Origin of the sequence: Streptomyces sp. MNU89, from assembly GCF_020982505.1 — a bacterium.
GTDB lineage: Bacteria > Actinomycetota > Actinomycetes > Streptomycetales > Streptomycetaceae > Streptomyces > Streptomyces xinghaiensis.
The window spans coordinates 2,703,866-2,729,766 of the sequence record NZ_JAJKLL010000001.1 but is presented as its reverse complement, the minus strand read 5'-3'; the positions used below and the strand labels follow the sequence as shown (position 1 = coordinate 2,729,766).

At 72.2% G+C, this 25,901-nt stretch carries 25 protein-coding genes and 2 pseudogenes; 17 read left to right on the top strand and 10 right to left on the bottom strand.

Features of this window, described 5'->3' with window-relative positions; translation table 11 throughout:
• Positions 1 to 5: 5 nt before the first annotated feature.
• The 9 genes and pseudogenes from E4N63_RS11600 (at position 6) to E4N63_RS11560 (ending at position 8,265) form a co-directional block, all read left to right on the top strand.
• Positions 6 to 956, top strand: a complete 951-nt coding sequence (locus E4N63_RS11600; protein WP_125626413.1) for a type II secretion system F family protein — start codon at positions 6 to 8, stop codon at positions 954 to 956.
• Between the two features lie 73 nt (positions 957 to 1,029).
• The gene (locus E4N63_RS11595) at positions 1,030 to 1,917 is read left to right on the top strand and encodes a DUF5936 domain-containing protein (protein ID WP_125626412.1); all 888 of its coding nucleotides are present in this window, start codon (positions 1,030 to 1,032) and stop codon (positions 1,915 to 1,917) included.
• Between the two features lie 70 nt (positions 1,918 to 1,987).
• Positions 1,988 to 3,639: pseudogene (locus tag E4N63_RS11590) on the top strand (sensor histidine kinase); the annotation flags it as partial.
• 151 nt (positions 3,640 to 3,790) lie between these two features.
• The gene (locus E4N63_RS11585) at positions 3,791 to 4,798 is read left to right on the top strand and encodes a response regulator transcription factor (RefSeq protein ID WP_230240581.1); all 1,008 of its coding nucleotides are present in this window, start codon (positions 3,791 to 3,793) and stop codon (positions 4,796 to 4,798) included.
• Positions 4,799 to 5,010: 212 nt separating this feature from the next.
• A complete protein-coding gene (locus tag E4N63_RS11580; protein WP_125626410.1) occupies positions 5,011 to 5,265 on the top strand; it encodes a hypothetical protein in 255 nt (84 codons plus the stop codon).
• Positions 5,262 to 5,861: a pilus assembly protein TadG-related protein gene (locus tag E4N63_RS11575; RefSeq protein ID WP_125626409.1), complete on the top strand. Its 600-nt coding sequence runs from the start codon at positions 5,262 to 5,264 to the stop codon at positions 5,859 to 5,861. Before E4N63_RS11580 ends, E4N63_RS11575 begins: the two co-directional genes overlap by 4 nt.
• Before the next feature lie 32 nt (positions 5,862 to 5,893).
• A complete protein-coding gene (locus tag E4N63_RS11570; RefSeq protein WP_228429949.1) occupies positions 5,894 to 6,490 on the top strand; it encodes a hypothetical protein in 597 nt (198 codons plus the stop codon).
• A 7-nt stretch (positions 6,491 to 6,497) separates the two neighbouring features.
• Positions 6,498 to 7,169, top strand: a complete 672-nt coding sequence (locus tag E4N63_RS11565) for an OmpA family protein (protein ID WP_374112742.1) — start codon at positions 6,498 to 6,500, stop codon at positions 7,167 to 7,169.
• Positions 7,170 to 7,410: 241 nt separating this feature from the next.
• Positions 7,411 to 8,265, top strand: a complete 855-nt coding sequence (locus E4N63_RS11560; protein WP_230240580.1) for an SDR family oxidoreductase — start codon at positions 7,411 to 7,413, stop codon at positions 8,263 to 8,265.
• Positions 8,266 to 8,375: 110 nt separating this feature from the next.
• Here E4N63_RS11560 and E4N63_RS31480 read toward each other — a convergent pair whose 3' ends face one another.
• The gene (locus E4N63_RS31480; RefSeq protein WP_374112741.1) at positions 8,376 to 8,840 is read right to left on the bottom strand and encodes a DUF192 domain-containing protein; all 465 of its coding nucleotides are present in this window, start codon (positions 8,838 to 8,840) and stop codon (positions 8,376 to 8,378) included.
• Positions 8,841 to 9,163: 323 nt separating this feature from the next.
• Here E4N63_RS31480 and E4N63_RS11550 point away from each other — a divergent pair.
• Both E4N63_RS11550 and E4N63_RS11545 read left to right on the top strand, forming a co-directional pair.
• Positions 9,164 to 10,026: pseudogene (locus E4N63_RS11550) on the top strand (prepilin peptidase).
• 438 nt (positions 10,027 to 10,464) lie between these two features.
• Positions 10,465 to 11,241 (top strand): hypothetical protein, encoded by a 777-nt coding sequence (locus E4N63_RS11545; protein WP_125623972.1) that lies wholly within the window; start codon positions 10,465 to 10,467, stop codon positions 11,239 to 11,241.
• A 127-nt stretch (positions 11,242 to 11,368) separates the two neighbouring features.
• Here E4N63_RS11545 and mgrA read toward each other — a convergent pair whose 3' ends face one another.
• Positions 11,369 to 12,415, bottom strand: coding sequence for an L-glyceraldehyde 3-phosphate reductase (mgrA, locus tag E4N63_RS11540; protein ID WP_228429955.1), 1,047 nt, complete (start codon positions 12,413 to 12,415; stop codon positions 11,369 to 11,371).
• A 173-nt stretch (positions 12,416 to 12,588) separates the two neighbouring features.
• Here mgrA and E4N63_RS11535 point away from each other — a divergent pair, with 173 nt between their 5' ends.
• From E4N63_RS11535 to E4N63_RS11520, 4 genes are all read left to right on the top strand, one after another.
• Complete coding sequence (locus E4N63_RS11535; RefSeq protein ID WP_228429957.1) at positions 12,589 to 13,344, top strand: isoprenyl transferase; 756 nt, start codon at positions 12,589 to 12,591, stop codon at positions 13,342 to 13,344.
• Between the two features lie 717 nt (positions 13,345 to 14,061).
• Positions 14,062 to 15,399, top strand: coding sequence for a PhoH family protein (locus E4N63_RS11530; RefSeq protein ID WP_125623970.1), 1,338 nt, complete (start codon positions 14,062 to 14,064; stop codon positions 15,397 to 15,399).
• 468 nt (positions 15,400 to 15,867) lie between these two features.
• Positions 15,868 to 16,575, top strand: a complete 708-nt coding sequence (locus E4N63_RS11525; protein WP_125623969.1) for a transglycosylase SLT domain-containing protein — start codon at positions 15,868 to 15,870, stop codon at positions 16,573 to 16,575.
• A 133-nt stretch (positions 16,576 to 16,708) separates the two neighbouring features.
• Positions 16,709 to 18,145, top strand: a complete 1,437-nt coding sequence (locus E4N63_RS11520; RefSeq protein WP_230240579.1) for an AI-2E family transporter — start codon at positions 16,709 to 16,711, stop codon at positions 18,143 to 18,145.
• Between the two features lie 131 nt (positions 18,146 to 18,276).
• Here E4N63_RS11520 and E4N63_RS11515 read toward each other — a convergent pair whose 3' ends face one another.
• Positions 18,277 to 18,813, bottom strand: a complete 537-nt coding sequence (locus E4N63_RS11515) for an alkyl hydroperoxide reductase (RefSeq protein WP_019710289.1) — start codon at positions 18,811 to 18,813, stop codon at positions 18,277 to 18,279.
• 6 nt (positions 18,814 to 18,819) lie between these two features.
• The gene (locus E4N63_RS11510) at positions 18,820 to 19,374 is read right to left on the bottom strand and encodes a peroxiredoxin (protein ID WP_019710288.1); all 555 of its coding nucleotides are present in this window, start codon (positions 19,372 to 19,374) and stop codon (positions 18,820 to 18,822) included.
• Between the two features lie 150 nt (positions 19,375 to 19,524).
• Here E4N63_RS11510 and E4N63_RS11505 point away from each other — a divergent pair, with 150 nt between their 5' ends.
• Positions 19,525 to 20,511, top strand: a complete 987-nt coding sequence (locus E4N63_RS11505; protein WP_230240578.1) for a hydrogen peroxide-inducible genes activator — start codon at positions 19,525 to 19,527, stop codon at positions 20,509 to 20,511.
• 177 nt (positions 20,512 to 20,688) lie between these two features.
• Here E4N63_RS11505 and E4N63_RS11500 read toward each other — a convergent pair whose 3' ends face one another.
• From E4N63_RS11500 to E4N63_RS11485, 4 genes are all read right to left on the bottom strand, one after another.
• On the bottom strand, positions 20,689 to 23,112 hold the full coding sequence (locus tag E4N63_RS11500) for an FtsX-like permease family protein (RefSeq protein ID WP_230240577.1): 2,424 nt from the start codon (positions 23,110 to 23,112) through the stop codon (positions 20,689 to 20,691).
• Positions 23,109 to 23,843, bottom strand: a complete 735-nt coding sequence (locus tag E4N63_RS11495) for an ABC transporter ATP-binding protein (protein WP_230240576.1) — start codon at positions 23,841 to 23,843, stop codon at positions 23,109 to 23,111. Before E4N63_RS11495 ends, E4N63_RS11500 begins: the two co-directional genes overlap by 4 nt.
• Positions 23,840 to 24,364, bottom strand: a complete 525-nt coding sequence (locus E4N63_RS11490) for a PadR family transcriptional regulator (protein WP_125623965.1) — start codon at positions 24,362 to 24,364, stop codon at positions 23,840 to 23,842. Before E4N63_RS11490 ends, E4N63_RS11495 begins: the two co-directional genes overlap by 4 nt.
• Before the next feature lie 122 nt (positions 24,365 to 24,486).
• Entirely contained in the window at positions 24,487 to 25,086 is a 600-nt protein-coding gene (locus E4N63_RS11485; protein ID WP_125623964.1) for a Uma2 family endonuclease, read from the bottom strand.
• 170 nt (positions 25,087 to 25,256) lie between these two features.
• On the opposite strand from E4N63_RS11485, the gene E4N63_RS11480 reads away from it, so the two are divergent.
• Positions 25,257 to 25,457: a hypothetical protein gene (locus tag E4N63_RS11480; protein ID WP_030544906.1), complete on the top strand. Its 201-nt coding sequence runs from the start codon at positions 25,257 to 25,259 to the stop codon at positions 25,455 to 25,457.
• Between the two features lie 33 nt (positions 25,458 to 25,490).
• Here the strand turns inward: E4N63_RS11480 and E4N63_RS11475 are convergent, their stop codons facing one another.
• Together E4N63_RS11475 and E4N63_RS11470 are read right to left on the bottom strand one after the other, a co-directional pair.
• Positions 25,491 to 25,706, bottom strand: a complete 216-nt coding sequence (locus tag E4N63_RS11475; protein WP_125623963.1) for a DUF397 domain-containing protein — start codon at positions 25,704 to 25,706, stop codon at positions 25,491 to 25,493.
• Complete coding sequence (locus E4N63_RS11470) at positions 25,703 to 25,873, bottom strand: Scr1 family TA system antitoxin-like transcriptional regulator (RefSeq protein WP_185831203.1); 171 nt, start codon at positions 25,871 to 25,873, stop codon at positions 25,703 to 25,705. The genes E4N63_RS11475 and E4N63_RS11470 overlap by 4 nt, the downstream gene beginning before the upstream one ends.
• Between the last annotated feature and the right edge of the window lie 28 nt (positions 25,874 to 25,901).

The window sequence follows — 25,901 nt, the reverse complement described above, 5'->3', positions numbered from 1 at the left end:
CCGCCATGAACCTGGAGGCCAATCTTCCGCTGCTGACGCTCGGCGCCGCCCTGCTGTGCTGCGTGCTGGGCGTCGCCGGTGTGCACGCCTACGCGGCCGGCCGGGCGCAGCGCCGTGACCTCATCGACCGGCTCACCTCGCCGGGCAAGCCGCCCGCGGTCGGCGGCCGGGAGCGCCGCTTCGGCACCGTCGACCGGAAGCTGCGGCGGACCCGCTTCGGCAACCGGCTGGAACGGCGGCTGGCGGCCACCGGGCTGGACGTCACCCCGGGTGAGTTCTTCGTCTGCGTGGCCGGGGGGATCGCCGCCCTCTGGCTGATCGCGGCTTCCCTGCTCGCCGCCTTCTTCGGCCCTGTGGCGGGCCTCATCGGCCTCTGGGCCGCCCGCGCCTTCCTCAGCTGGCAGAGCGCCCGGCGGAACGAGAAGTTCATCAACCAACTGCCGGAACTCGCCCGGGTCCTGGCCAACGCCACCCAGGCCGGACTGGCCCTCCGCACCGCACTCGCCATGGCCGCCGAGGAACTGGAGGCACCGGCCGGGGAGGAACTCGCGCGGGTCGCCGACAAGCTGGGCGTCGGACACTCGATCGACGACGCGCTCGGGGAACTGGCCGAACGGCTGCCCTCCCGGGAGCTCTCCGTCCTCGTCACCACCCTGATCCTCTCCAACCGGGCCGGCGGCACCGTCGTCGCTTCGCTGCGCAATCTCACCAAGACCCTGGAGGAACGGAAGGAGACCCGGCGCGAGGTCCGCACCCAGCTCTCCCAGATCACCGTCACCGCCTACGCCGTCCCGGCCTTCGGCCTCGGTGCGCTGCTGCTGCTGGACCGCGTGATGCCGGGGGCGCTGGAACGGATGACCGACTCCTTCTACGGGCAGGCCGCGGTGATCGTCAGCCTGGGCCTGTACGCGCTGGGGTTCGTGCTGATCCGCCGCATGTCCAAGATCGACGTCTGAGGACCGTGACGACCATGACGGAGACCCCGGCCGCGGCCCCCGCCCCGGAACCGCGAGAGGAGGACGACCACCGATGACCGCTCTGCTGCTCGCCTCCGTCGCCGCCCTGAGCGCCGCCGGCATCGGCTACGGCATCGCGCTCTACCGCCGCGAGGCCGAGCTGCCCGGCGACCTCAAGGTGGCCCTGGAGGTGGGCGCCACCCGCACCACCGCCGTCGGCTCCGCCGTCGACCGGCTCGGCATGCGCTACGCGCCCCTGGTGCTGCGCATGATGGGGCCCCGGCGCGCCGACGCGGTGCGCCGCCGGATCGACCGGGCCGGCAACCCCGGCGGCCTCACCCTCGACCGCTACGCCGCGCGCCGCGCCGTCTACGGCTTCCTCGGCTTCGCCGGGGCGCTGGCGATGCTGCTGCGCGGACAGTTCGTCATCGCGGCGCTGCTCGTCCTCTTCGGCCTCTTCTGGGTCGAGGTCGGCATCTGGGCCGCGGTCCAGCAGCGCAAGGCCGACATCGAACGGACGCTCCCCGACTTCCTCGACGTCCTCGCCGTCGTCGTCAGCGCCGGACTCGGCTTCCGGCAGGCGCTCGAACGGGTCTCCGAGAAATACCGGGGCCCCTGGTCGGACGAACTGCGGATCGCTCTGCGCCGGATGGACATGGGCGTCAGCAGGCGCGAGGCGTTCGACGAACTGCGCCGCCGCAACGACAGCGACCAGGTCGCCATGTTCGTCACCGCGCTGCAGCAGGGCGAGGAACTGGGGGCGCCCATCGTCGACACACTCATCCAGATCGCCGACGACATGCGCCGAACCGACGCCCAGAACGCCCGCCGCCGCGCCGCCCGGGCCGTCCCCAAGGCCACGCTCGCCGTCACCACGTTCATGCTCCCGGGGACGCTCATCCTGCTGGTGGCGGGCTTCGTCTTCGGCTCGGGGGTCGACTTCGGCGCCATCACGGGCTGACCGGCGGGGGAGAGAAGGACACGGAAAGAAGGACACGGAGAGAAGGACGGGGGAGGAGGAGGTGAAAGCGATGGGACGGGAACGGACCGCGACGGGGACGCGCGCGGCGGGACCCCTGCCGGCGGCCGGCACGGCACCGGCGGAGCCCGGTACGGCGGCGGCGCCCCGTACGGCGGGACCGGCCGGCACGGGCGGTGCACCCGGTACGGCGAGGCGCGCGCCGGAGGTCGCGGGGCCACCGGGCCCTGAGGGAGCCGTCCGGCCGTCACTCTCCGGGAACCCCGGGCCGGCGACCCGGTCCGCGCCGCCGGGCACGGGCGCGGGCACCGGCGCGGCCGCCGGGCGGCCCGCGGAGCCCGTACCGGGGGAGGACGGGCGCGCGACGACGGCCCATGTCCCCGTGGCCGACGACGAACAGGGTCTCCGCCTCCAGCTCAACGCCCTCCAGGCACTGGCCCGTCATGTGTTCGGTTTCCGCCTCGCCATGATCGCTCTCGGCACCCCCTTCGCCCTCCACCGCACCGCACCCGGTCCCGCGACCTGGCTCATCGGCTCGGCCGTCGTGTGCACCTTCATGGGCTCGTACGTTCTCTTCCGCGACTGGGAGCGCTTCGGCCCGCTGCTGCTCCGGCACCCCGCGCTGCTGGGCATCGATCTGCTGTTCGGCGCACTGCTGCTCCTGACCGCGACCCCCGAGTCCACCCTCGGCTACGTCACCGTCTGCACCCCGCTGCTGGCCGGGCTCTGCTACGGCTGGCGCGGCGCCGGTGTCTTCGCCGGACTCCAGATCCTCGTCCTCGCGGCCGCGTACGGCGCCAACCCCTATCTGGGCGGCGGACTGGCCTCACGCCTGGTCCTCCCCGGTTTCTGCGTCATCGCCGGTGCCGCCGGAGTGGTCCTGCGGAACCTGCTGCTCCGCTTCGGTGCGGCGGGCCGTGCCCTCGCCGAGACCCGAGCCCGGCTGGCCGCCGCGGAGGCCGTCTGCGGCGAACGGGCCCGCCTGGCACGGGAGATGCACGACTCGGTCGCCAAGACCCTGCATGGCCTGGCCCTGGCTGCGGAGGGCCTGGCCGCCTCGGTGGACCGTACGGACCCGGGGACGGTGCGGGAGCGCGCGGAACTGGTGGCCCACGCCGCCCGGTGCGCTGCCGCCGAGTCCCGCGAACTCCTGTCCGATCTGCGCCGCGCCCCGGACGGCGCGGACCCGGGCCGGAACCCGGGGGAGTCCGGGGACATCCCTCTCGGCCGGGAACTGGCCGCCCGTACGGCCGACTGGTCCCGGAGCACCGGTATACCGGCCGACGTCCGGGTGGCGGACGGAGCCCCGCTGCCCGCCCTGCCGCCCGCCGTGGCCCGGGAGTTGCTGACGATCACCGCCGAGGCCCTGGAGAACGCGGGGCGCCACGCGCACGCCGAACGGGTCACGGTGGAGGCAGGCATCACGGAGAGCCCCGCCCCGGAGAACCCGGGGCCCGGCGGCGGACGAACCGTCCGCACCCTCCACCTCGGGGTCCTCGACGACGGCCGGGGCCTGTGTCCCGGTACCGACCTGGAAACCCTCTGCCGCGACGGCCACTTCGGGCTGCTGGGCATGGCCGAGCGGGCGGCCGGTATCGGCGCGCGGCTCCGTATCGGCAGCGGACCCCGGGGACCGGCACGGAAGTCCGGCTCGAACTCCCGCTGGAAGCGGTGCCGATATCGCAGACCGCACCGCCACCTCCCGCCCCCGGCCGCGCCGCCGGGCCCGTCCCCGTCCCCGTCCCCGTCCAGGAGCGTCCCGCCGCCGAGCCGGGCCCGCTGCTGGACGGCGTCCCCGAACAGCCGCCGGGCCGAGGAGGCCCGGTATCCCCGCATACCGAGAGGAGGCCCGGCCATGCCGGAAGATCACCCGGCCGCGAACTCGCCGGTCCCTGACCGCCCCGCAGCACTGCTGAGGGTCGTCGTCGCCGACGACAACCCGGTGGTACGGGCCGGACTGGCCGCCCTGCTCGACGGCCGGGACGACATCCGGGTCGTCGCCCAGGCGGCGGACGGCGACCAGGCCCTGCGCGCGGCCCGCGAACACCGCCCGGACGTGGTGCTGCTGGACGTGCGGATGCCGGGGGCCGACGGCATCGACGCGCTGCCGCATCTCGTGCCGGTCGCGCCGGTGCTGATGCTCACCTACAGCCGGGAGAGCGAAACCGTCCGCGAGTGCCTGCGGCTGGGCGCGGGCGGCTATCTCGTGCACGGTGAGTTCACCGCCGACGGACTGGTCGCCGCCGTACGGGACATCCGCGCCGGCCACTCCCCGATGACCACGACCGCCGTGAACGCCCTGGTGGCCCATCTGCGCCGGGAACGCCCCCGGCCGCCGGGAAGCCGCCCCGACCCGGCACCCGGCAGCCGGTCCGGGCGGAGCCGGCGCACGGCGGCCGGACGCCTCCGCGCGCAGGGCCGGGCGGCGGCCTCCCGGAACCGCATGGACCCCTCCATCGGCAAACACAAAACCGATGCTTCTGCACACTTGAATCCGTCCTCATTCCGCCCATACTCCCTGCAAGGCCGAGGCGGAGCCTGGACGGAACCGGCCGAACGTCAACAACCCTCTTCGCAAGCGCAACTATTTATGGGACAGTCGTTGGTCGGGCGACCCCAACGGCGGGGACCGCGGGACGAGTTCGGACTGAGCCACCGGGAGGCGGAAGTGATGGACCTGATCGCTTCGGGCCTCAGCAACCGCGACATCGCGGCCACCTGTTTCATCAGCGAGAAGACCGTCAAGAACCACATCAACCGGATCTTCGCGAAACTCTCCTCGACCAGCCGCTCCGAAGCCATACTGACCTGGCTCGGCGTAGGACGACGGGAACGGGGACCGGCCGGGGGCGGCCATGGCTGAACGGGGGACACGGACGATGCCCATTCCGCACCGGGACCCCCGGCACCCGCGCACGCGGTTACGGCCTCTTCCCGCCGCGGGATCGAACCCCGCGCTCTGGGCCCGCATGTGGGCCCACGGGCCCTCGCCCGACCCGGGCACGGCGCCGTACGGTCCGGCGGAGACCTATGCGTCGGTCGAGGCGCGACCGGCCAGCACGGGAGGACAGTCCCATGTCGAACAAGACCTTGGCGAAGGCCGCGGCCGACACCAGGATCCGCGTGCACGGCTGGCGGAACACCGCGATCGAATCCCTCACCGCCCGAACGGCGAGGACGGGAAGCGCGGACCGGGGGCAGACGGCACTCGAATACCTGGGCATCATCCTGGTGGTCGTACTGATCATCGGAGCCATCGCGGGCTCGGGGATCGGCAGTGCGATTCTCAGCAGGATCATGGAAGCGATTTCCAGCATCAACTCCGGTTGAGTCGCCACCGTCTGCGGGGCGATGCAGGGCAGGCCTTCCCCATCTACATCACGGTGGTGGCGGGCCTGCTCTTTCTTGCTTTCGCCTACTTCGCGGTCGGCCAGGCCGCCGCCATACGCAATGGCGCCCAGACGGCGGCGGACGCAGCCGCGCTGGCCGCGGCCCAAGACGTCCGCGATCAGATGTACGACGGTTTCCTGGATGCCGTCGAGGCGGAGGACGCGTGGGAGGACTGGCTCGGTGGCAGCGGCCTCACGGGCGTGGACGAGGGTGCCGCCTGCGCCCAAGCGGCCGACTTCGCGGCCAGGAACAGCTCCAGCGTCAACCCGTGTCAGTGCTCCGAGGAAGAGTGCACGGTAGCGGTCCGCACCGACTCCTCCATCGGGAAGACCATCGTGCCCGGTACGGAGGGGACGCGCGGAGAAGCGGACGCGACAGCGGCCGTTGAGCCGCGCTGCCGCGTCGAAACCGGCGACACGGACTCCATCGAGTTCTCCTGCGACGGCAAGGACTGGATCATTGATCCGGCTGATCTGGATGATTCGGACGTGCTGCCGGAAGCAGCGGATCTGTTTTCCGTCTATCTGACCGAATGAGCACGGACCACACCAGTAAAGGAACGCACTTCATGAGCATTCGGCACACAGCGAAGGCCCGAAGAGGAGCCGCCGCAGTAGCGCTCGCGGCGGGCTTTGCCCTCGCCGTGGCCGGTTGCGGCGGTGGCGATGGGGGACAGCCCGAAGGGAATCCTTCCGAGCGATCGGCCTCTGCGGACAAGCCGACGTCCGAGGCGGAAGGAGAAGGGTCCGAGGACTCCAAGACGACCGAGCCCATCGCCGAACTGGGGGGTGAGAACGGGATGCAGTTGTTCATTCACTCCGTGAACCGGGATACCGGCGGGTTCGTCACGGTGAATGGAGCCGTGAAGAACACGGGCAAGAAGGGGTACTTCGACACGCCTGCATGGCGTGGCAACGAGAAGGAACTCGTATCCAACGGGTACTCGCTGGGCGGTGCCGCTCTCGTCGACCAGAAGGGTAAGAAGCGCTACTACGTGCTCCGGGACACCGAAGGGCGCTGCCTCTGCACGACAGGCATCACCAAGGTCGAACCAGGTGAGGAAATCCCCGTTTTCATGCAGTTCCCCGCCCCGCCCGAAGGCACCACCGAGGTGGAGTTCTCCCTGCCCACGTTCGACTCCGCCACCGTAGAGATCACCGAGTGAGTCCGCCATGACCTCGACTCGTCCTCACCCCAAGCCCCTGCCCCGCACCCTGATGGCCCCCACCGCCGTCGTCATGGCCCTCGCCCTCTCCGCCCTCGGCGTGCACACGGCCGGCGGTGCCCGCGCCGACGAGGGGCCCGGAGCGCCCGGCGGTCCCGGTTCGGCGATCACTCCGTCCCCGCCCGTCGAGATCGACGCCGACGACCCGGATCTCAAGATGGTGGCCGGGGCCCAGCTCGCCGACGCCAAAGTGCTCGACATCAAGTCCGTGGTGGAAGACCTCGGTGGCGAGGAGCGCCGCGAGGACACCAACGCCGACGTCACCTTCGCCCTTCAGGCCGAGGTGCTCTTCGGCAGGGACAGCGCCAAACTCGACGGCAAGGCGAACGCGCGGATCGCCACCATCGCGGAGGAGATCAAGAAGCAGGACGCCAAGCGGGTCCAGGTCTTCGGCTTCACGGACAATCTCGGCTCCTCGGCCCATGGCGACGTCCTGTCCAAGAAGCGCGCCAACGCCGTCCACAAGCAGCTCGCCAAGGATCTCGACTCCGGCGTCGCCTTCGACATCCGCGGCTACGGCGAGCAGTTCCCGATCGCGGACAACTCCACCGAAGAAGGCCGCAAGAAGAACCGCCGCGTCGAGGTCTCCTTCCCCCGCACCGACAGCAGCACCGATTGACCGTCTTCCCAGGGCCTGCCACCACCCCGCATTGAGCCGGCGGACATCTCGGCGTCCTGCCCCCTCCGCGACAGGCGCCGCTCCGGTCCGTTCAAGCACGACCGACTTCCCCCACTTCTCGCGCGCGCCCTCGCACGCCACGGGCGCCGGGTGCGCCGCGGTCTGGGCGCTCCCCGCGCGTGCGGGCATCATGCCGGGGAGGGGGCGGCGCCCTGCCGTCCCGCGGAGGAGGCGCGTGGTGGTGGAGCAATCCGTACTCGTGACCGGTGGCACCGGCACGCTCGGCCGGGCCGTCGTCCAGCGGCTCCTGGACGCCGCGCCCGCCGGCGCGCGGCTCCCCGACGGCCGTCCCGCGGTACGCGTGCTGAGCAGACGGTCCCGTTCCGCAGCCGACGACCGGCCGTACGACTGGGCCACCGGCGATCTGCGCAGCGGCGAGGGCATCGACGCGGCGGTCACCGGGGCGGACGTCGTCATCCACTGCGCCACGACGCTCGGACGCGGGGACGTCGAGGCCACCCGGCGGCTGACGGACGCGGTGGCCCGGCAGCCGGACGGCAGCCCGCATCTCGTCCACGTCTCCATCGTGGGCATCGACCGGATTCCGCTCGGCTACTACCGGGCCAAGCTGGAGGCCGAACGGATCATCGAGTCCTCGCAGGTGCCGTGGACGATCCTGCGCGCCACGCAGTTCCACGACCTGATGGCCCGCATCGCCTCCGCGCAGCGCCGGCTGCCCGTGCTGGCGGCCCTCGCCGGGGTGCGTTTCCAGCCCGTCGACGTGACGGAAGTGGCCGGGCACCTTGTCGAACTGGCGGACGGCTTCCCGGCCGGCCGGGTCCCCGACCTGGGCGGGCCGGAGGCACGTGCGCACACGGACCTCACCCGCGCCTGGCTGCGGGCCACCGGCCGGCGGCGGGCCGTGCTGCCACTGCCACTGCCCGGGAAGGCGGGGCGGGAACTGCGCGCGGGAGCCAATCTGGTGGTGGCCGGAGAGGACGGAAACACCCTCGGCCGGATCACCTTCGAGGATTTCCTGGCGGGCCGGAGGCCCACCGGACGGGAACCGGAGCGGGGGCAGTCCGGCGGAGAGTGAGCCGGCGAGGGTTGGACGGGAAGAGGGGAAGAGGGGCAGACCCTCCCGGACGCGGTCCTCACGTCGCCCGCCCGCCCGCCGGCCGCACCGGCACCCCGCCCCTGTCCTCGTCAGCCGATGCGAACCCGTCCGCCCCGGACCAGCCCCCACTCCCGCATCGCACCCGCCTCCGCCTCCAGGACATGGCGGGCACGGAAGCGGGGCAGGCCCAGCCGCCCCGGGCGCATGGTGCGGACGGCGAGTACCCGGAAGTCCCGGCTCAGATAGGCGACGTCGATCGGGAAGCGCATCCGGAACGTGTGCACGCTGTTCGCCGGGGTCAGCAGGATCGCCCCGTCGATGCCGTCCCGGCCCAGCAGACCTCGAGTACGGGCCCGCAGGGAGGCGGCGACCTCCAGGGGGACGGCCCGGCCGGCCGGCCGCGGTCCGGTGTCCGTACCGGCACGGCCCCCGGCAGCGGTACAGGCGACCGCGGTGCCGTGGCCCGCGGTGCCGGCGTCATCGGAGCCGGCGTCATCTGCGGTGGCCGGCGGGGTGACGGTCAGGACGGTGGTGCCGTCGCGCAGGTGTTCCATGCCACTGTCTCCTCGCCGGTCGCCGGTCGCCGGTTGCTCGTTGCTGGACGTACAGAGGTGCGACGGTCGGCAGTCCGGCCCGCTCCTCCCTGCCCTCAAGCCCTTCGGCGAGCCCTCAACCGCCCTGTGCGCCTCCCGGGCGTCCGGCCCGGCGACGCTTCTCGCGTTCTACCAGAGCCCGGATACCGAAGACCCGGAGGAGGCCGGTCCGTCCGGTCCCGCCGGTCCGTCCGGTCCCGCCCGTCCGGCCCGAAGCCCGCAGTCCGCTCCGTGTGGGCCCACGGGCCCATGACCCGCCCCACCGCGGTCCGTACAGTCGGGACGTGTCCCTGCCGCTGACCGTTCTCGCCGCCCTGTACGGCGCCGCCGCCGGACTGCTGGTCCCCCGTGCGGCCTACCGGCTGGCCGTTGAAGCCGGGGACCCCTGGCGGGCCGGCTGCCCCGGCGGGCATCCGCTGACCGGTCCGGCGCGGGGCTGGGCGGGCCTCGGCCGCTGCACGCTCTGCGCGGCCGGTGACCGGAGCGGTGCGGTGCCGCCCGCCGGGGCGCTGTCGGCGCCCGCGCCCCCGGGCGCACCCTCCCCACCGGTACGTCCCCGGAGCCGGGCCCGGACGGGGCCCCGGCCCGGCCCGGTCCATGGTTCGGCCCGCGTTCCGCCGGCGCGGCCCTGCTCTCCGCGCTCGCGTGCGGCGGGCTCGCCGTGGCCACCGGGGCGCGGCCCGAACTGGCCGTGTGGCTGCTGCTGGTGCCGTTCGCGCTCGTCCTCGGCTATGTCGACGCGGCCGTGCACCGCTTGCCGGACGTGCTCACCCTGACGCTGCCCGCCGCCACCGCCGCCCTGCTGGGCGGGGCCACGCTGCTGCCCGGGTCCGGCGGCTCCTGGACCGGTGCGCTGCTGGGCGGCGCGGCGCTCGGCGGCGCGTATCTGGTGTTGTTCCTGATCCACCCGGCCGGCATGGGCTTCGGTGACGTCAAGCTGGCGCTGACCGCGGGGGTCGCCCTCGGGTGGTACGGCTGGGGCGTGCTGTTCGCCGGCGCGTTCGCCGGATTCCTGTTCGGGGCGGTATACGGAGCGGCTCTGGTGGTGCTGCGACGCGCCGGGCGGAAAACGGCTCTTCCCTTCGGCCCCTTCATGATGTGGGGCACTTTTCTGGGGCTGCTGCTGGGCGGTCTGGCCCGGTCCTGACCGGCGCGAACGGCCATGACGCGGGGTTCGCTCCCCTTTGCCGGGTATCGGCGCTCCCGTCCGCCGATGCGCCGAGCGCCCCTTCGGTGCGCGGATCACCCCGTTCCACGGGCTATGGTGGAAACCCCCCCTCGGGCCGGTCCGTATCCCCCCACGGACCGGCCCGCTTCTCTTTTTCCCGCACGGCGCCCGCCCCCGCTTCGTAGAATTCCCCCGTCGACGACCGTGCGCGGCAGCGCCGTGGACGAGACGGGGGAAGTGTGTCGAACGGGGGATGGGGGCCGCCGCCCGCGCCCGGGCAGGGCAATCCGTACGGACCGCAGCAGGGACATCCCTGGGGGCCGCCGCCCTCCGGTGCCCCGATGCCGGGCGCGGGCCCGTACGCTCCGCCGCCGGGCCACCCGTACGCCCCGGCCCCGGGCCCGCCCCGGTGTGCCCGTGGTGCCGCCTCCGCCGTTACCGCTCCCGCCGCCCCGGGCGCGCTTCCGGCTGTCCCTGGGGGCGCTGCGCACGGGGCGTGCCTGGGCGGACGCGCTCTTCAACCGGCCGGGCCCCGGCCGCGTCGAGGACCCCACCGTGCGCCAGGCCCAGCTGTGGCGCACCGCGGCGGGTGCCGTCTCGACGGTCGTCCTGGTCCACGCCTACGGGACCGACGGCGGCTGGAGCGAGCTGCTCGACGACGGCGTGTTCCGGCTCGTGACGGCGCCTCTGCTGCTCGTCCTGCTCGGGCCGCTGGTGGTCACCCTGTTCATCCGGCAGGCCCCGCCGCGCTACCGGCCGGTGCTGCGCTCCCGGCTGTGGCTGCCGGCGAAGACCGTCGGCTGGTTCTTCGGCTCCTACCTGGTCTGCGTCTCCGCCCTCGTCGGGATCTTCTGGGTGACGGAGCAGGTGGCGTCGCCCTGGAACATCCTCGCCGGACTGGCGGGGCTCGCGGCCCTTGCCTGGATGCTGCCGTTCCTGGTCTTCGCGCTGCTGAACACGGCCCGCTACGCCTTCAACGCCGCGACCGTGCACGCCTATCTGCCGGCCGTCCTGACGATCTCCCTGGTGTGGGCGCTGGCGGGCATCAGCGTCCTCGCCGACGGCATGCCGCACAACGGGCCGCTCCAGGCCCAGCTCGCGGCCCTGCTCGGAGGCCCGGTCACCGTCAGCGTCATCTCGGTGTGGGAGCTGCACCGGCTGCGCACCCGTTTCGGGGTGCGGCTGCGCACCTGAGTCCGCGGCGGGGGGTGCGAGAGCATGTCACCGTGCCCGGCGGACGGGCCCGGGCGATCCGGAGCGAGTGGCGAGCCGCGCGCCCGCGCCCCACCCCGCGCCCCGTCCAGCCCCGCCCACCAGTCCCTCAGCTCCGCAGCGCCCAGATGTTGACCCCCGGTGTGGTCACGGCGAAGGTGTCGATCTCCGCCAGCTCCTCCCCGGTGAGCTCCGGCCCGTCCAGCGCCGCCACATTGGCCTCCAGCTGCCGCACGCTCGACGCCCCGATCAGCGCGGACGTCATCCGCTCGTCCCGCAGCACCCAGGTCAGGGCGAGCTGGGCCAGCGACTGGCCGCGCCGCCGCGCGATGGCGTCCAGCCCGCGCAGCCGCCGCACGACGTCGTCCGTGAGCAGGCCCGGGTCGAGGGACTTGCCCTGGGCGGCGCGCGAGCCCTCCGGGATGCCGTCGAGGTACTTGTCGGTGAGCATCCCCTGTGCGAGCGGTGCGAAGGAGATGCAGCCCATGCCCTCAGCCTCCAGGGTGTCCAGCAGTCCGTCGTCTTCCGTCCAGCGATTGATCATGGAGTAGGACGGCTGGTGGATCAGTGCCGGGACGCCCATGGAGCGCAGCAGCCGCGCGGCCTCCCGCGTCTGCTCCGCGGTGTACGAGGAGACACCGGCGTACAGCGCCTTGCCCTGCCGTACGGCGGTGGCGAGGGCGCCCATCGTCTCCTCCAGCGGGGTGGAGGCGTCGAAGCGGTGCGAGTAGAAGATGTCGACGTAGTCGACACCCATCCGGCGCAGCGAGGCGTCCAGCGAGGAGAGCAGGTACTTCCGCGAGCCCCACTCGCCGTACGGGCCGGGGTGCATGAAGTAGCCGGCCTTGGTGGAGAGCACCAGTTCGTCGCGGTACGGACGGAAGTCCCGGGCGAGGAGCCTGCCGAAGTTGATCTCGGCCGCGCCGGCCGGCGGACCGTAGTTGTTGGCCAGGTCGAAGTGGGTGATCCCGAGGTCGAAGGCTCGGCGCAGGATCGCCTGCTGGGAGGCGAGGCTCCGGTCGTCGCCGAAGTTGTGCCAGAGTCCGAGGGAGATCGCGGGGAGCTTGAGCCCGCTGCGGCCGGTCCGGCGGTAGGACATGGAGTCGTAGCGTCCGTCGGCGGCGCGGTGCGGGGAACCGGGGAGGGAGTGCGTCACGTCCTCCTCCCTATCACGGCTGTCGCAGGACACGGTTGGCCCGCTCGGCCGTGGGCACAGTAATGTGCTGGTTTCGGTGCTGGCACTGCTCGGAGGGGCTGAAGAAGGCGATGCTGCGTAATGCCGGGGGGCAGAGCGAGACCGAGCGGCGGCGCCGCGGACCCTACGCGGCAGTGCGTGAACTCGTGTACGGGCTCTACGCGCGCAGGGTCGAACGGCGGCTCGACACCGCCCGGGGTCCCAAGCACATCGGCGTGATCCTGGACGGCAACCGGCGCTGGGCCCGCGCCTCCGGCGGCACCGCCGAGCAGGGGCACCGCGCCGGCGCCGGGAAGATCCGGGAACTGCTGGGCTGGTGCACCGAGACGGACGTCGAGGTGGTCACGCTCTGGCTGCTCTCCACGGACAACTTCGACCGCCCGGAGAAGGAGCTCGTCCCGCTGCTCGGCATCATCGAGGACGCGGTGCGCGACCTCGCCGCCGACGGCCGCTGGCGGGTGCACCACGTGGGCACGATGGACCTGCTGCCGCACCGCACGCAGACCGTGATCAAGGAGGCCGAGGAGGCCACCGCCCACATCGAGGGGATACTCGTCAACGTCGCCGTCGGCTACGGAGGCCGTCAGGAGATCACCGACGCCGTGCGCTCCCTCCTCACCGCGGAGGCCGAGCGGGGCACGTCCCTCCCGGAGCTGGCGGAGAAGCTCGACATCGAGCACATCTCCCAGCACCTCTACACCCGCGGTCAGCCCGACCCCGACCTGGTGATCCGCACCAGCGGCGAGCAGCGGCTCTCCGGCTTCATGCTCTGGCAGAGCGCCCACTCGGAGTACTACTTCTGCGAGGTCTTCTGGCCCGCGTTCCGCAAGGTGGACTTCCTGCGCGCGCTGCGCGACTACGCGGCGCGTCACCGGCGGTACGGCGGCTGACGCCCCGCCGCTTCCCGGCCGACAGGCGGAGGGCGGCACCGGTGCCCGCGCACCGGTGCCGCCCTCTGTGCCGCCGGTCGGAACACCCGCTGCCGCAGCGGCCGTTCACCGCCGCGCCGCGCCGGCCGCCCCGGGCTCCCCGTCGCCCACGGGTCCTCCCTCTCCCCGGGCTCGCCCAGCCGGCTGCCCAGCCAGGCCGGCAGGAAGCCGGCCGGGATGCTGAACGCCCCCGGGGAGCGCAGCGGGAACAGCCACCAGTCGGAGTGGGGGAGGAGCGTGTCGGGGGCGCCCGACACGGCCGGGGAGAAGAGGAGCAGCAGCACCGTCACGGCCGTCCCGCCGTAGACCGCCCAGCGCAGCCCCGCGACGGTGCACCGCTTCCAGATCAGGGCGCAGCACCAACTCTCCCGGTGCGCGGAGGAGGTGTTCGCTCCGGCGACACGCGCATCGGGGCATGGCGTCGCTCCTTCGAGGGAATATCACCACCAGATCGACGCCCGGTCCACGGGTGTCGAACGCAGCGGGCGGCTCGGAGGCCGTCCGCCCGGGAGGCCCTTTGCACACGGACGACCGCGCGGAACGACCGGCTCCGGCCGGGCCTTCCGTGGACGGGAGCCGCGGAGGGCCGGTCTCCGGCCCGTGCAGCGCGGCCGGCACCGGCCCAGTCCCCCGCGACGCCGTCGCACCCCGACCTCATCCGAGGGGGTTCGTCCACCCGTGGTGACCAGCACGAAGCGCCGCCCGAACGACCGGCGCACCTATGTCATCGACACCAGCGTCCTGCTGGCCGATCCGTCCGCCATGAGCCGTTTCGAGGAGCACGAAGTCGTGCTCCCCGTGGTCGTGGTGTCGGAGCTCGAAGCCAAGCGGCACCATCCGGAGCTCGGTTACTTCGCCCGGCAGGCCCTGCGCCTGCTGGACGAGTACCGGATCCGCCACGGCCGTCTGGACGCGCCCATCCCGATCGGAGAGCTGGGCGGAACCCTGCGGGTCGAGTTGAACCACTCCGACCCCTCCGTACTGCCGCCGTCCTTCCTCGGCCCGGGCGGCGGACTCGCGTCCAACGACACCCGCATCCTGGCGGTGGCCAGGAACCTGCAGGCCGAGGGGTACGACGTCACGGTCGTCTCCAAGGACCTGCCGCTGCGGATCAAGGCGTCCTCGGTCGGCCTGCTGGCGGAGGAGTACCGCGCCGAACTCGCCATCACCGACTCCGGCTGGACCGGCATGGCGGAGCTGGCCGTGGCCCCGGAGGAGGTGGACGAACTCTTCGCCGCCGAGAGCGCGTATGTGGCCGAAGCGGAGAAACTGCCCGTCCACACCGGCCTGGTGCTCCAGTCCGAGCGCGGCAAGGCGCTCGGCCGGGTCACCGCGGACGGACGGGTCCGGCTGGTCCGCGGCGACCGGGAGGCCTTCGGCATCCACGGCCGCAGCGCCGAGCAGCGCATCGCGCTCGACATCCTGCTGGACCAGGAGGTCGGCATCGTCTCGATGGGCGGCCGGGCCGGTACGGGCAAGTCGGCGCTGGCACTGTGCGCGGGTCTGGAGGCCGTCCTGGAGCGCCGGCAGCACCGCAAGGTGATGGTCTTCCGGCCGCTGTACGCGGTGGGCGGGCAGGAGTTGGGCTATCTGCCCGGCACCGAGGCCGAGAAGATGGGGCCCTGGGCGCAGGCCGTCTTCGACACCCTCTCCGCGGTGACCTCCGCCGATGTGATCGAGGAGGTGGTGGAGCGGGGCATGCTGGAGGTGCTGCCGCTGACGCACATCCGCGGACGCTCGCTGCACGACGCCTTCGTGATCGTCGACGAGGCGCAGTCGCTGGAGCGCAACGTCCTGCTGACCGTGCTGTCCAGGATCGGCGCCAACTCCCGGGTGGTGCTGACCCATGACGTGGCCCAGCGGGACAATCTGCGGGTGGGCCGGTACGACGGCGTGGTCGCCGTCGTCGAGAAGCTGAAGGGGCACCCGCTCTTCGCCCATATCACCCTCAACCGGTCCGAACGATCGCCGATTGCCGCCCTGGTGACCGAAATGCTCGAAGAGACGCACATCTGAGAGCAGTTCAGGGCGCTTGCGCCCTATGCGTCACGACGCCGCGCGAAGAGCCAAGGAGCTTAGCGCCGCGGCGTCGTGGCGCACCTCCTTTTCCGATAAAAAGAGAGCGCAAACACGATGTGAGCTTTCCCACGCAACGGGGAATTGCCTCAACGCGTCGCCGTCCGGCAGGGTGTGGGTTCTGTCAGGCCCCGCGTACGGCACCACGAGCACCATCCCCCGGGAACGCCTTCGGGCCGGGACCGGGAAGCGGAGCACACCGCCCCGGTGCGCACCGCCAGAACTGAAGAGCGCCGCCGTACGCCGCCCGAGCACCACGCGGAACTCCCCCCGGGGAGGACGCACCGGGTCCGCGCCTCCCGTGACCAGCCGGCTCCCGCACCCGGGGACCGGACAATGGAGGCCAGTGCCAGGGGCACGATTGCGCCCGCGAGGTCACCTAAGCGGGCGATGCTGGAAGGAAACCGTGTGAGCCGGATTTCGGTCCGGGGATTCGCCGTGGCGTCCGCCACCGCGGTCACCACCGTCGGCGCCGTCGTCGGTGTGGCTTCGGGCGGCACTCAGACTTCGACCGAACCGGTCGAGGCCACCGCTGCCGACGCGACGCTCCTCGCAGACATACCCGCCGGGAATCACGCCCAGGCGCAGACCGCTTCCCTGACCCAGCAGGCGGACGCCCAGTCCCTCGCTGCCGAGACGGAGGCGCAGAAGTCCGCTGAGGAAGCCGCACGCAAGCAGGCGGCGAAGGACGCGGCGGCCAAGAAGGCCGAAGCGGAGAAGGCGGCCGCGGAGAAGCTCGCCAAGCAGCGCGAGGAGGCCGAGAACAAGGCCGCCCGTTCCGAAGCCCGCGCCGACGCGTCCGACTTCGGGGTCAAGAGCTCGTACACCGTCGCCGAGGTCCAGGCCATGGCGCGGCAGATGGTCCCGGGCGACCAGTTCCAGTGCTTCAGCAACATCGTGGACCACGAGAGCAGCTGGAACTACCGGGCCACCAACCCCTCCTCGGGCGCCTACGGTCTCGTCCAGGCCCTGCCGGCCGGCAAGATGGCCTCCGCCGGAGCCGACTGGCAGACCAACCCGGCCACCCAGATCAAGTGGGGCCTCGGCTACATGAACGACCGCTACGGCAGCCCGTGCGGCGCCTGGGAGTTCTGGCAGGCCAACAACTGGTACTAGAGGGATTCTTCACGGGCGGGTACCCCGTCCACCTCGCGCGTGCGGCCCCCGGCCCCCGTCACTACGGGCCGGGGGCCGCACGCGTGTAACGTCATTCCGACTGCCTCGGGGGACTGGGGGAAGTGGGAGTGATATGTCGAAACTGTCTGACTGGCTCGGGGACGCGGGTTCCGGGCTGACGAAGATCGCCGCCCGGATGAAGGAAAGCCGGGCCCGCGCCGAGGAACGCGCCGCCGAGGCCGGGGAGGAGGAGGCCGCCGCGCACGGCGCTCCCGCCCTCGAGGCAGCCGGAACGACGGGGGGCGAGCGGGGCGGGAACCCCGTGGGGCAGAGCCTGCTGGTGCCGCCCCCGCCCCCGTACGCGCCCGCCGTCGCCGCACACCGCGTGCCGGCGGCCGCCGTGCCCTGGAGCATGCGGGTGGCGGCCGAGGTCGGCTGGCGGCTGCTGGTGCTGGCCGGGACGCTCTGGGTGCTGATGCGGGTCATCAGCACCGTGCGGCTGGTGGTGCTCTCCTTCGTCGTGGCCCTGCTGATCACCGCGCTGCTCCAGCCGACGGTCGCCCGGCTCCGCAAACGGGGCCTGCCACGCGGTCTCGCCACGGCCGTCACCTTCATCACCGGCTTCGTCGTCATGGGCCTGGTGGGCTGGTTCGTGGTCTGGCAGGTCATGGAGAACATCGACAATCTCTCCGGACAACTCCAGGACGGTATCCAGGAGTTGAAGGAGTGGCTGCTCAACAGTCCCTTCCATGTGACCGAAGCCCAGATCAACGACATCGCCGAGAACCTCAGCGACGCGGTCGGCACCAACACCGAGGCCATCACCTCCGCCGGCCTGGAGGGCGTCACCGTCGTCATCGAGGTGATCTCCGGGCTGCTGCTCGCCATGTTCTCCACCCTCTTCCTGCTCTACGACGGCCGCAGGATCTGGGAGTGGCTGCTGAAGCTGGTACCGGCTCCGGCGCGCGACGGGGTGGCGGGTGCCGGACCGCGCGCCTGGCTGACCCTCACCGCGTATGTGCGGGGCACGGTGCTGGTGGCCATGATCGACGCCATCTTCATCGGTCTCGGGATCTACTTCCTCGATGTGCCGATGGCGGTGCCGCTGGCCGTCATCATCTTCCTCAGCGCGTTCGTCCCCTTGGTGGGCGCGGTGGTCTCCGGCGCGCTCGCGGTGGTCATCGCCATCGTCACCAACGGGGTGTTCACCGCCTTCATGGTGCTGCTGGTGGTGCTGGCGGTGCAGCAGCTGGAGGGCCATGTGCTGCAGCCGTTCATCCTGGGCCGCGCGGTCCGGGTGCATCCGCTGGCCGTGGTGCTCGCCGTCACGGCGGGCTCGCTGATCGCGGGCATCGGCGGGGCGGTGGTGGCGGTGCCGCTGGTGGCCGTCACGAACACGGTCGTCGGCTATCTCTACCGGCACGCCGAACGGCGGGCCGCCACCCAGGCGTCGCTGGGCGGCGGCGTCGCCGGGGTGCCGGTGGGCACGATGCCGGCGCGGGCTCCCGGGGCCGGGGGGACGCCTCCGGAGGACGAGGGGCCCCGGACGCCCGACCGGCCCGCCGAATAGCCGGACGTTGCGAACAGCCCGTCCGAGTCCGGGCGTTCGAGCCCTCGCTGCCGCGGACGCACGCGCGAAGGGCGCCCCACCGGGGAACGGCGGGGCGCCCTTCGTCCTTTCCGCGCGTCGCGCGGGCCGGATCAGAGTCCGGCCAGGACCTCTTCGGCGTCCAGGGTCGCGGCGACGGCCTGGATGACCGAGGCGATCTTGAACGCCTCCTGGACCGTCTCCCGGTCCACGCCGCCCTTGCGCACGACCTGCTCGTGCGAGTCGAGGCAGGCGCCGCAGCCGTTGATCGCGGAGACGGCGAGCGACCAGAGCTCGAAGTCGGTCTTCTCCACGCCCGGGTTGCCGATGACGTTCATCCGCAGGCCCGCGCGCATCGTGCCGTACTCCGGGTCCGACAGCAGGTGCCGGGTGCGGTAGTAGACGTTGTTCATCGCCATGACGGCTGCGGCCGCCTTGGCGGCGGTGTACGCCTCGGGCTTGAGGTACGACCGGGCCTCCGGCTCCAGCTCGCGGAGCACGATCGGGGAGCGCGAGGCGATCGCGCAGGCGAGCACGGTGCCCCAGAGCTGCTGCTGCGGGAGGTCGGAGTTACCGATGACCGAGCCGAGGTTCAGCTTCAGGTCCTTGGCGTAGTCCGGCAGGGCGGACTTCAGCGCGTCCAGTGCCATGTCGGATCACTCGCCCGAGAGGAGCTTGACCGGGTCCAGGGTCTCGTCGCCCTGCTTCCAGTTGCACGGGCAGAGCTCGTCGGTCTGCAGGGCGTCGAGCACCCGCAGGACCTCCTTGGGGTTACGGCCGACGGAGCCGGCGGTCACCATGGTGAACTGGATCTCGTTGTTGGGGTCCACGATGAAGACGGCGCGCTGGGCGTAGCCGTCCTCGCCCTCGACGCCGCAGTCGCGCATCAGCTCGTGCTTGGCGTCGGCGAGCATCGGGAAGGGCAGGTCACGCAGGTCGGCGTGGTCCTTGCGCCAGGCGTGGTGCACGAACTCCGAGTCGCCGGAGACGCCCAGGATCTGCGTGTCGCGGTCGGCGAACTCGTCGTTCAGCTTGCCGAACGCGGCGATCTCGGTGGGACAGACGAAGGTGAAGTCCTTCGGCCAGAAGAAGACGACGCGCCACTTGCCCTCGTAGGTCTTGTGGTTGATCTGCGCGAAGGCCTTGTCCGCGTCGAGGTCGACACAGGCTGTCAGGTCGTAGGTGGGGAACTGGTCACCGACGGTGAGCACGCGATCTCCTTGCGAAGGTGGAAAGCGCCTTTTGGGTGCTTTCCTGTGGGTTGGACGTGCCTCACCTTTTCATAGCCGCTATTGATCAAAGAAATCGACACGCGGCGGCATATTGATAGGATCCACCTATTGACAGGAGGAGGGTGATCGGTGCACGCGGTAGGAGGGCTGGGGCGCAACGGCGCACGTCAGCCAACTCTCGCGCAGCTGCGGGCCTTTGCCGCCGTGGCCGAGCATCTGCACTTCCGCGACGCGGCCGCTGACATCGGAATGAGCCAACCCGCGCTCTCCGGCGCCGTGTCCGCGCTGGAGGAGGTGCTCGGAGTGCGGCTTCTGGAGCGTACGACACGCAAGGTGCTGCTGACACCCGCCGGGGCCCGGCTGGCCGCCCGGGCCCGTACGGTCCTGGAGTCCGTCGGGGAGTTCCTGGAGGAGGCCGAGGCCGCGCGGGCCCCGTTCACCGGCACGCTGCGCCTCGGCGTGATCCCCACGGTGGCGCCCTACCTGCTGCCCACGGTGCTGAGGCTGGTCCGCGACCGCTACCCGGACCTGGACCTCCAGGTCCACGAGGAGCAGACCGCCTCCCTGCTGCACGGCCTCGGCCGGGGCCGGCTGGACCTGCTGCTGCTCGCGGTACCCCTCGGCGCCACCGGGGTGACCGAACTCCCGCTGTTCGACGAGGACTTCGTGCTCGCCACCCCGAGCGGGCACCGGCTCGCCGGCCGCTCCGGCATCCCCCGGCAGGCGCTGCGCGACCTCGACCTCCTGCTGCTCGACGAGGGCCACTGCCTGCGCGACCAGGCGCTGGACATCTGCCGGGAGGCGGGCCGCCGGGACGGCGCGCGGGCCACCACCAGCGCGGCCGGGCTCTCCACCCTGGTCCAGCTCGTCGCCGGCGGACTCGGTGTCACCCTGCTGCCGCGCACGGCGCTGTGCGTGGAGACCGGGCGCTCCACGCGGCTGGCGGCCGGCTCCTTCGCGGACCCGGCCCCGTCCCGCCGGATCGCGCTCGCCCTGCGCACCGGGGCGGCCCGGCAGGAGGAGTTCGAGGCGTTCGCGGACGCGCTGCGCGAGGCACTGACGGAACTGCCGGTACGGGTCCTGCCGGCGCAGGCGCCCCCGCCGGGCCGGGCGTAACCGCACTTGCGGGCTTCAGGGGCGGGGACCGGCGGGCCCCGGACCGGCGGGCCCCGCGAGGGCCTTCGGCCCGGCCGCTACCGCGACGGAACGCGGCACCGTCCGGCACACCGTCCCCCCTGCGGACGGCATACCGGACGGCGCCGGGTCCCCACACCGGTGTGCGGGGGTGGGGTCCTACTCCGTGCGGAGCCCGTCCGGCCGCATCATCCGCCACAGCGGCGGCAGGCTCAGCAGGGTCACCAGGAGCACCAGCCCCGCGCCGACGCCCGTCATCAGCCCCAGGCTCGCCCAGTCCACGGACACCGGGGTGTTGACCATCTTCAGCAGAACGGCCCCCAGCCCGACCCCGCCGACGGCGGCGAGCGCCAGCCCGAGGGCCACCGGCACCGCCGTCTGCCACAGCACCGACCAGGCGAGCGTTCGGCGCCGGGTGCCGAAGGCCACGAGAACGGAGAGCAGCCGACGGCGCTCCCGGAGCTGCTCCAGGGTGGAGACGATCATGCTCGCGCCGATGAGCAGCAGCGTGGCAGTCGCCCCGATGAACAGCGCGCGGCTGATGGCGGTGAACCGTTCGCCCTGCACCGTGCTGCGCAGGGTGTACACCTCGCCCAGCGGGGCCACCTCGACCATGGTGTTGCGGACGTGCTCGGCCGCGTCCGGAACGCGTGGGTCCAGCCGCAGATCGGCCATGACCAGCGGCTCCTGCAGCTTGTTCACGTCCAGGGCGGACGGGGTGGCGAAGACGCCCGACTGCCGCCCGCCGAGCGGGTCCACGCGGTAGCCGGCCTTCCCGGCCGTCTCGGGCACCGTCCACAGCAGCGGGTCGTCGGTCGGTTCACCGTTCTCGTCCGTGCGGAGGTCGAGCGTGGTGCCGGGCCGGGCGAACTGCTCGAACTCGTCGCCGGTCGGGGTGACGAACGTGTCGCCGTCCTCACAGCGCCCGTCGATCGCGACCAGCTCGCGGAGCGTGGCGCAGTCGGCGACGGTGATCTGGGTGTACCGCGGCGACTCCCGGACCTCGGCCTTGGGCTCGGTGACATGGCTCTGGGAGTAGCTGATCACTCCGGTGACGCCTTCAGTGGCGCGGAACCGCTCGGTCAGCTCCCGGGTCAGGCCGCCCTCCCCGGCGCTGACGGAGACCCGCATCTGGGCCCGGCTGAGGTCGTGGCCCGTCTCCTTCGTGTTCTGCGCCTCGGCGCTGGCGAACAACATCTGGATCGCGATGGCACCGGCCACGGCCACGGTGATCCCGCTGACGGCGCGGGCCGCGGTGCCGCTACTGAGCTGGAGCCTGCGGACCGCGAGCTGCCAGGGGACGGGCCCGCCGGACATCCGGTGCACCACCGACTCGACCAGCCACGGCAGCAGCCCGGCCACACCGGTGAGCACGAGCACCGTGCCCGCGGCGACCTGGTACGTCTCCCAGTCACCGCTCCCCGGGCCGTCCTCGGTCCAGCCGCCCACCATCGGCAGCAGCAGGGCGAGGCCCAGGCCGGGCAGCAGCAGCCGCCACCACAGCCTGCGGCGGCGCGGGACGGCGCTGCGCACCACACCGAGTGGTTCGATGACGACCCCGCGCAGCACCAGCAGGGTGACGACCACCGCGGACGCCGGCACGGCCAGCACGATGAGGGCGGCCAGCAGTGGCGACGGGCGGAGGTCGGAGGCGAAGGTGCTGACGTCGAACAGCACCACCGACTCGATCGAGGTCCGCACCAGCAGGAACAGCACGGCCCCGACGGCGAGCCCCAGCAACGCGCCCGCCATGGCCTCACCGGCGGCGATCCGCCGGACCATCCGGCCGTCCGCGCCGACCAGCCGCAGAGCGGCCAGCCGCCGGTCGCGCCGCTCGCCGCCGAAGCGCACCGCCGTCCCGATGAAGGTCATCACGGGGAGCAGCAGCACCACGCAGATGATGATGACCAGCAGCAGCAGCTCGGCGGGCAGGGGCTCGCTCTCCGCCTCGTAGCCGAAGGAGTCCAGGCGGTACGTGTGACCGGTGGCGAAGTCCTCCTCGGTGGCGCCCGCGTAGTAGATCAGGTCGCTCGGACCGAGCAGTCCCTCCCGGCCGACGGTGGCGGTGATCCGGTGGTCCAGGCGTTCCCGCAGCAGCTCCCCATCGGGGGAGTCCAGCAGCTTCCGGAGTGCCGGGGAGACCGCCATCTCGCCCGGGCCGGGGAGTTCGGAGAGGCCGGGCGGGACCGGCGGCTCGTCCCCGTCGGCCCGCACCAGCAGGCCGTTGATGCCCTCGCCGCGGTACTCGGTGTTGGCCTGGCCGACCTCGATGGTGCCTGGCCCGGGCGTCACCTCCTCGCCGAAGTTGGAGGCGGAACGTTCGGCGCCGCGCGCGTCCCGGCTGGACATGATCTCCGGAACGGAGGCCGCGGCGAGGAGCAGGGCGGCACCGAGGCCGACGCCGACGGCGGTGAGCACCGCGCGGATCCAGCCCTCGCGTCCGCCCGTGAACGCGAACCGGACGCCCATGAGGAGGTCGGCGGCCCAGCGGGCCGGGGCGGAGCGGGAGTCGGTGCCGGGCGGCGGAGGGGCGGCGGTGTCCGGCTTCGCGCGTATCCCGGTGCCGGTTTCGGTGCTGGTCATACCGCACCCGCCATGTCCCGGGCGACGCCGTCCCGTACGACGACCTCGCGGTCGGAGTAGGCCGCCACTCGCGCCTCGTGGGTGACGAGGACGACGGCGGCGTTGGTGGAGCGGGCCGCCTCGGTGAGGAGCTGCATGACGCGCTCGCCGTTGAGGGAGTCCAGGGCGCCGGTCGGCTCGTCGGCGAAGAGCACGCGTGGCCCGCTCACCAGCGCGCGGGCCACGGCCACCCGCTGCCCCTGGCCGCCGGAGACCTCGCCGGGCCGCTTGTCCCGGACGTCGCTCACCTCCAGCCGCTCCATCCAGGCGGCGGCGCGGGACTCGGCCTCCTTGCGTCCCGTGCCGTGCAGGCGGAGCGGCAGGGCGACGTTCTCGACACAGGTCAGCTCCGGCACCAGCTGCCCGAACTGGAACACGAACCCGAACTCGCCGCGCCGCAGCGCGCTCCGCTCGGCGTCCGGCATGGCCGACATGTTCCGGCCCCGGTAGAGGACCTGGCCGGAGTCCGGCGTGATGATCCCGGCGAGGCAGTGGAGCAGCGTCGACTTGCCGGAGCCGGAGGGGCCCATGACGGCGACGATCTCGCCCGGCCGGATGGCGAAGGAGGCACCGTCGAGGGCGGGGGTGGTGCCGTAGGTCTTGTGCAGATCCTCCGCGGCCAGCAGGGCGCCGGCCTGATGGGGCGCGTTCGGCGCATCCGGTGCGGGCGTGCGGGCGGTTTCGGGGTTCATGCGCGGACCTCCGAGGCGAGCGCGTCGAGCCGGGCGGCGGTCAGTTCCAGCCAGCGCAGATCGGCTTCGAGATGGAAGAGGGCGTGGTCGCAGATGAGCTGGTCGGCGAGGTCGCCGCTCGTCTTGCGCCGGGTCAGCTCGCGCATCAGCCGCAGATGCTCCGACCGCTGCCGGTCGAGGAGTTCGGTGGCGTCGCGGTGGGTCAGCAGCGCGAGGACGACCTTGGTGTAGAGGGTCGACTGGAGATACGGCTCCGGCTTCTCGGGCGAGGCGAGCCACTTCCCGACGTCCGTGATCCCGGCGTCGGTGATGGCGTACCGCTTCCGCTCGGGCCCACCGCCGGGCTCGATGCCGTCGACCTCCACGAGGCCGTTCTTCAGCAGGCGGGACATGGTCGAGTAGACCTGGCCGTAGTGCAGCGGCCGGTCGTGGCCGAAGCGTTCGTCGAAGGCGCGCTTGAGGTCGTAGCCGTGGCGCGGCCCGGACTCCAGCAGCCCGAGCAGAGTGTGACCAATGGACATGCGGAGCACTGTACACCAGGTGTATACACGGGGTGTATACATAGGTCGCAGAAGGGATCGCCGCAGGTGGGGCTGGATCTGAACGCGGCGAGTGGCGCCGATGCCGCCGCGGCGAGCTCTGCTCAGGCGGGGTCCAGGACGGTTGCGACGTCAAGCGTCACCCGGGCGCCGAGGCAGGCTTCCGGCAGGGTGACGGACTCGCCCGGAGGGTAAACGGCGTGGACGCGATACTCGCCGGCCGTCGGCTCTGTGAGCACGCGAAGGCGGTTGTTCCTTCGGTCGACGATGACGTAGGCAGGGATGCCGGCGGCGGCGTAGGCGCTGACCTTCTTCTTCAGGTCGTTGCCGTAGTTGGAGGACGTTACTTCGACGACCAGCCGGAACACGGCGGGGTCGTAGCAATTGTTCTTCACGAGGTGATCGCGATAGTCGGCGTCGACCACGGCGAGATCGGGGATCGCGAAGTCGGATGGTCCGTCCGGCATCCAGACACCGAACGCCTGGATCACCCTCGTCTCCTTGCCGTGAACGCCCGCGCTCAGCAGCGGTGCCATGACTTCGGTCAACGAGTCCCCATGCGGGCCGTCGGCAGGCGGCGTCACGGTGATTTCTCCCCCGATGATCTCGACGCGGTAGCCGGGGAGCTTCCGGGAAAGCTCCTCAGCTGCCTCAAGCAGTGTCGGCTCGTCGTCGCAGGGATGCTCGACTGCTGCGGCGGACATGGCGTTCCTCCTGACGGCCGGATGTCGAGAACATCATCGTAAGCCGGGGATGCCGCTCCGGTATGGACCGCGGCTTCTCACCCGAGGTGTGATCAGCGGTCCGGCTCGGCGCTGGCCGAATGCGCCGGACCGGGAGATGCTGTGCTCCGGTCGGAAGGGGAGGGCCCACCATGGCGAAGGTGACGGTAACGCTCGACGCGGATCTCGTGATCGAGGTGATGCTGCTGTCGGGCACGAAGAACCCGCAGGACGCGGTGGAGCTGATCGTCCGGGACTATCTCGCCCGGGGCCGCCGCACCGAGGCCCGCACCGGCGGCGTGGAGGACCCGAACCGGGTCCGAGAAGCGGAGCCGCCCCGGCAGGAGGGCTGAGGGGAACGGCTGGCGGGTTGACCGGCCGCTGCGTCAGGCGAGGCGGCCGGTCTTCACACCGCTGACGAAGGTGGCCCAGGTGGCGGCCGGGAAGGCGAGGGCGGGACCGTGCGGGTTCTTGCTGTCACGGACTGGGACGGTGTCCGCGACGCCGTCGGCGACTTCGAGGCACTCACCGCCGTTGCCGCTGCTGTGGCTGCTCTTGCGCCACGTCAGGCTGGAGAGGTCCCGTGGAACGGTCGTCGTCATGGGCTCAGTTCCTTCATGGCAGCGGTGATCAGCTCTACGGACGCGCTGGGCGACAGGGCGACGGCCCTGAGCAAATCATAGGAGCGCACGGCCGCGTTGACGTCCCCCGGATCGGCCAGAAGTTGTCCGCGGGAGAAGCCGTCCTCGTGTACGACCCGGGCCGTCAACCATCAGCCCTGGTCACGCTAGCCGCGC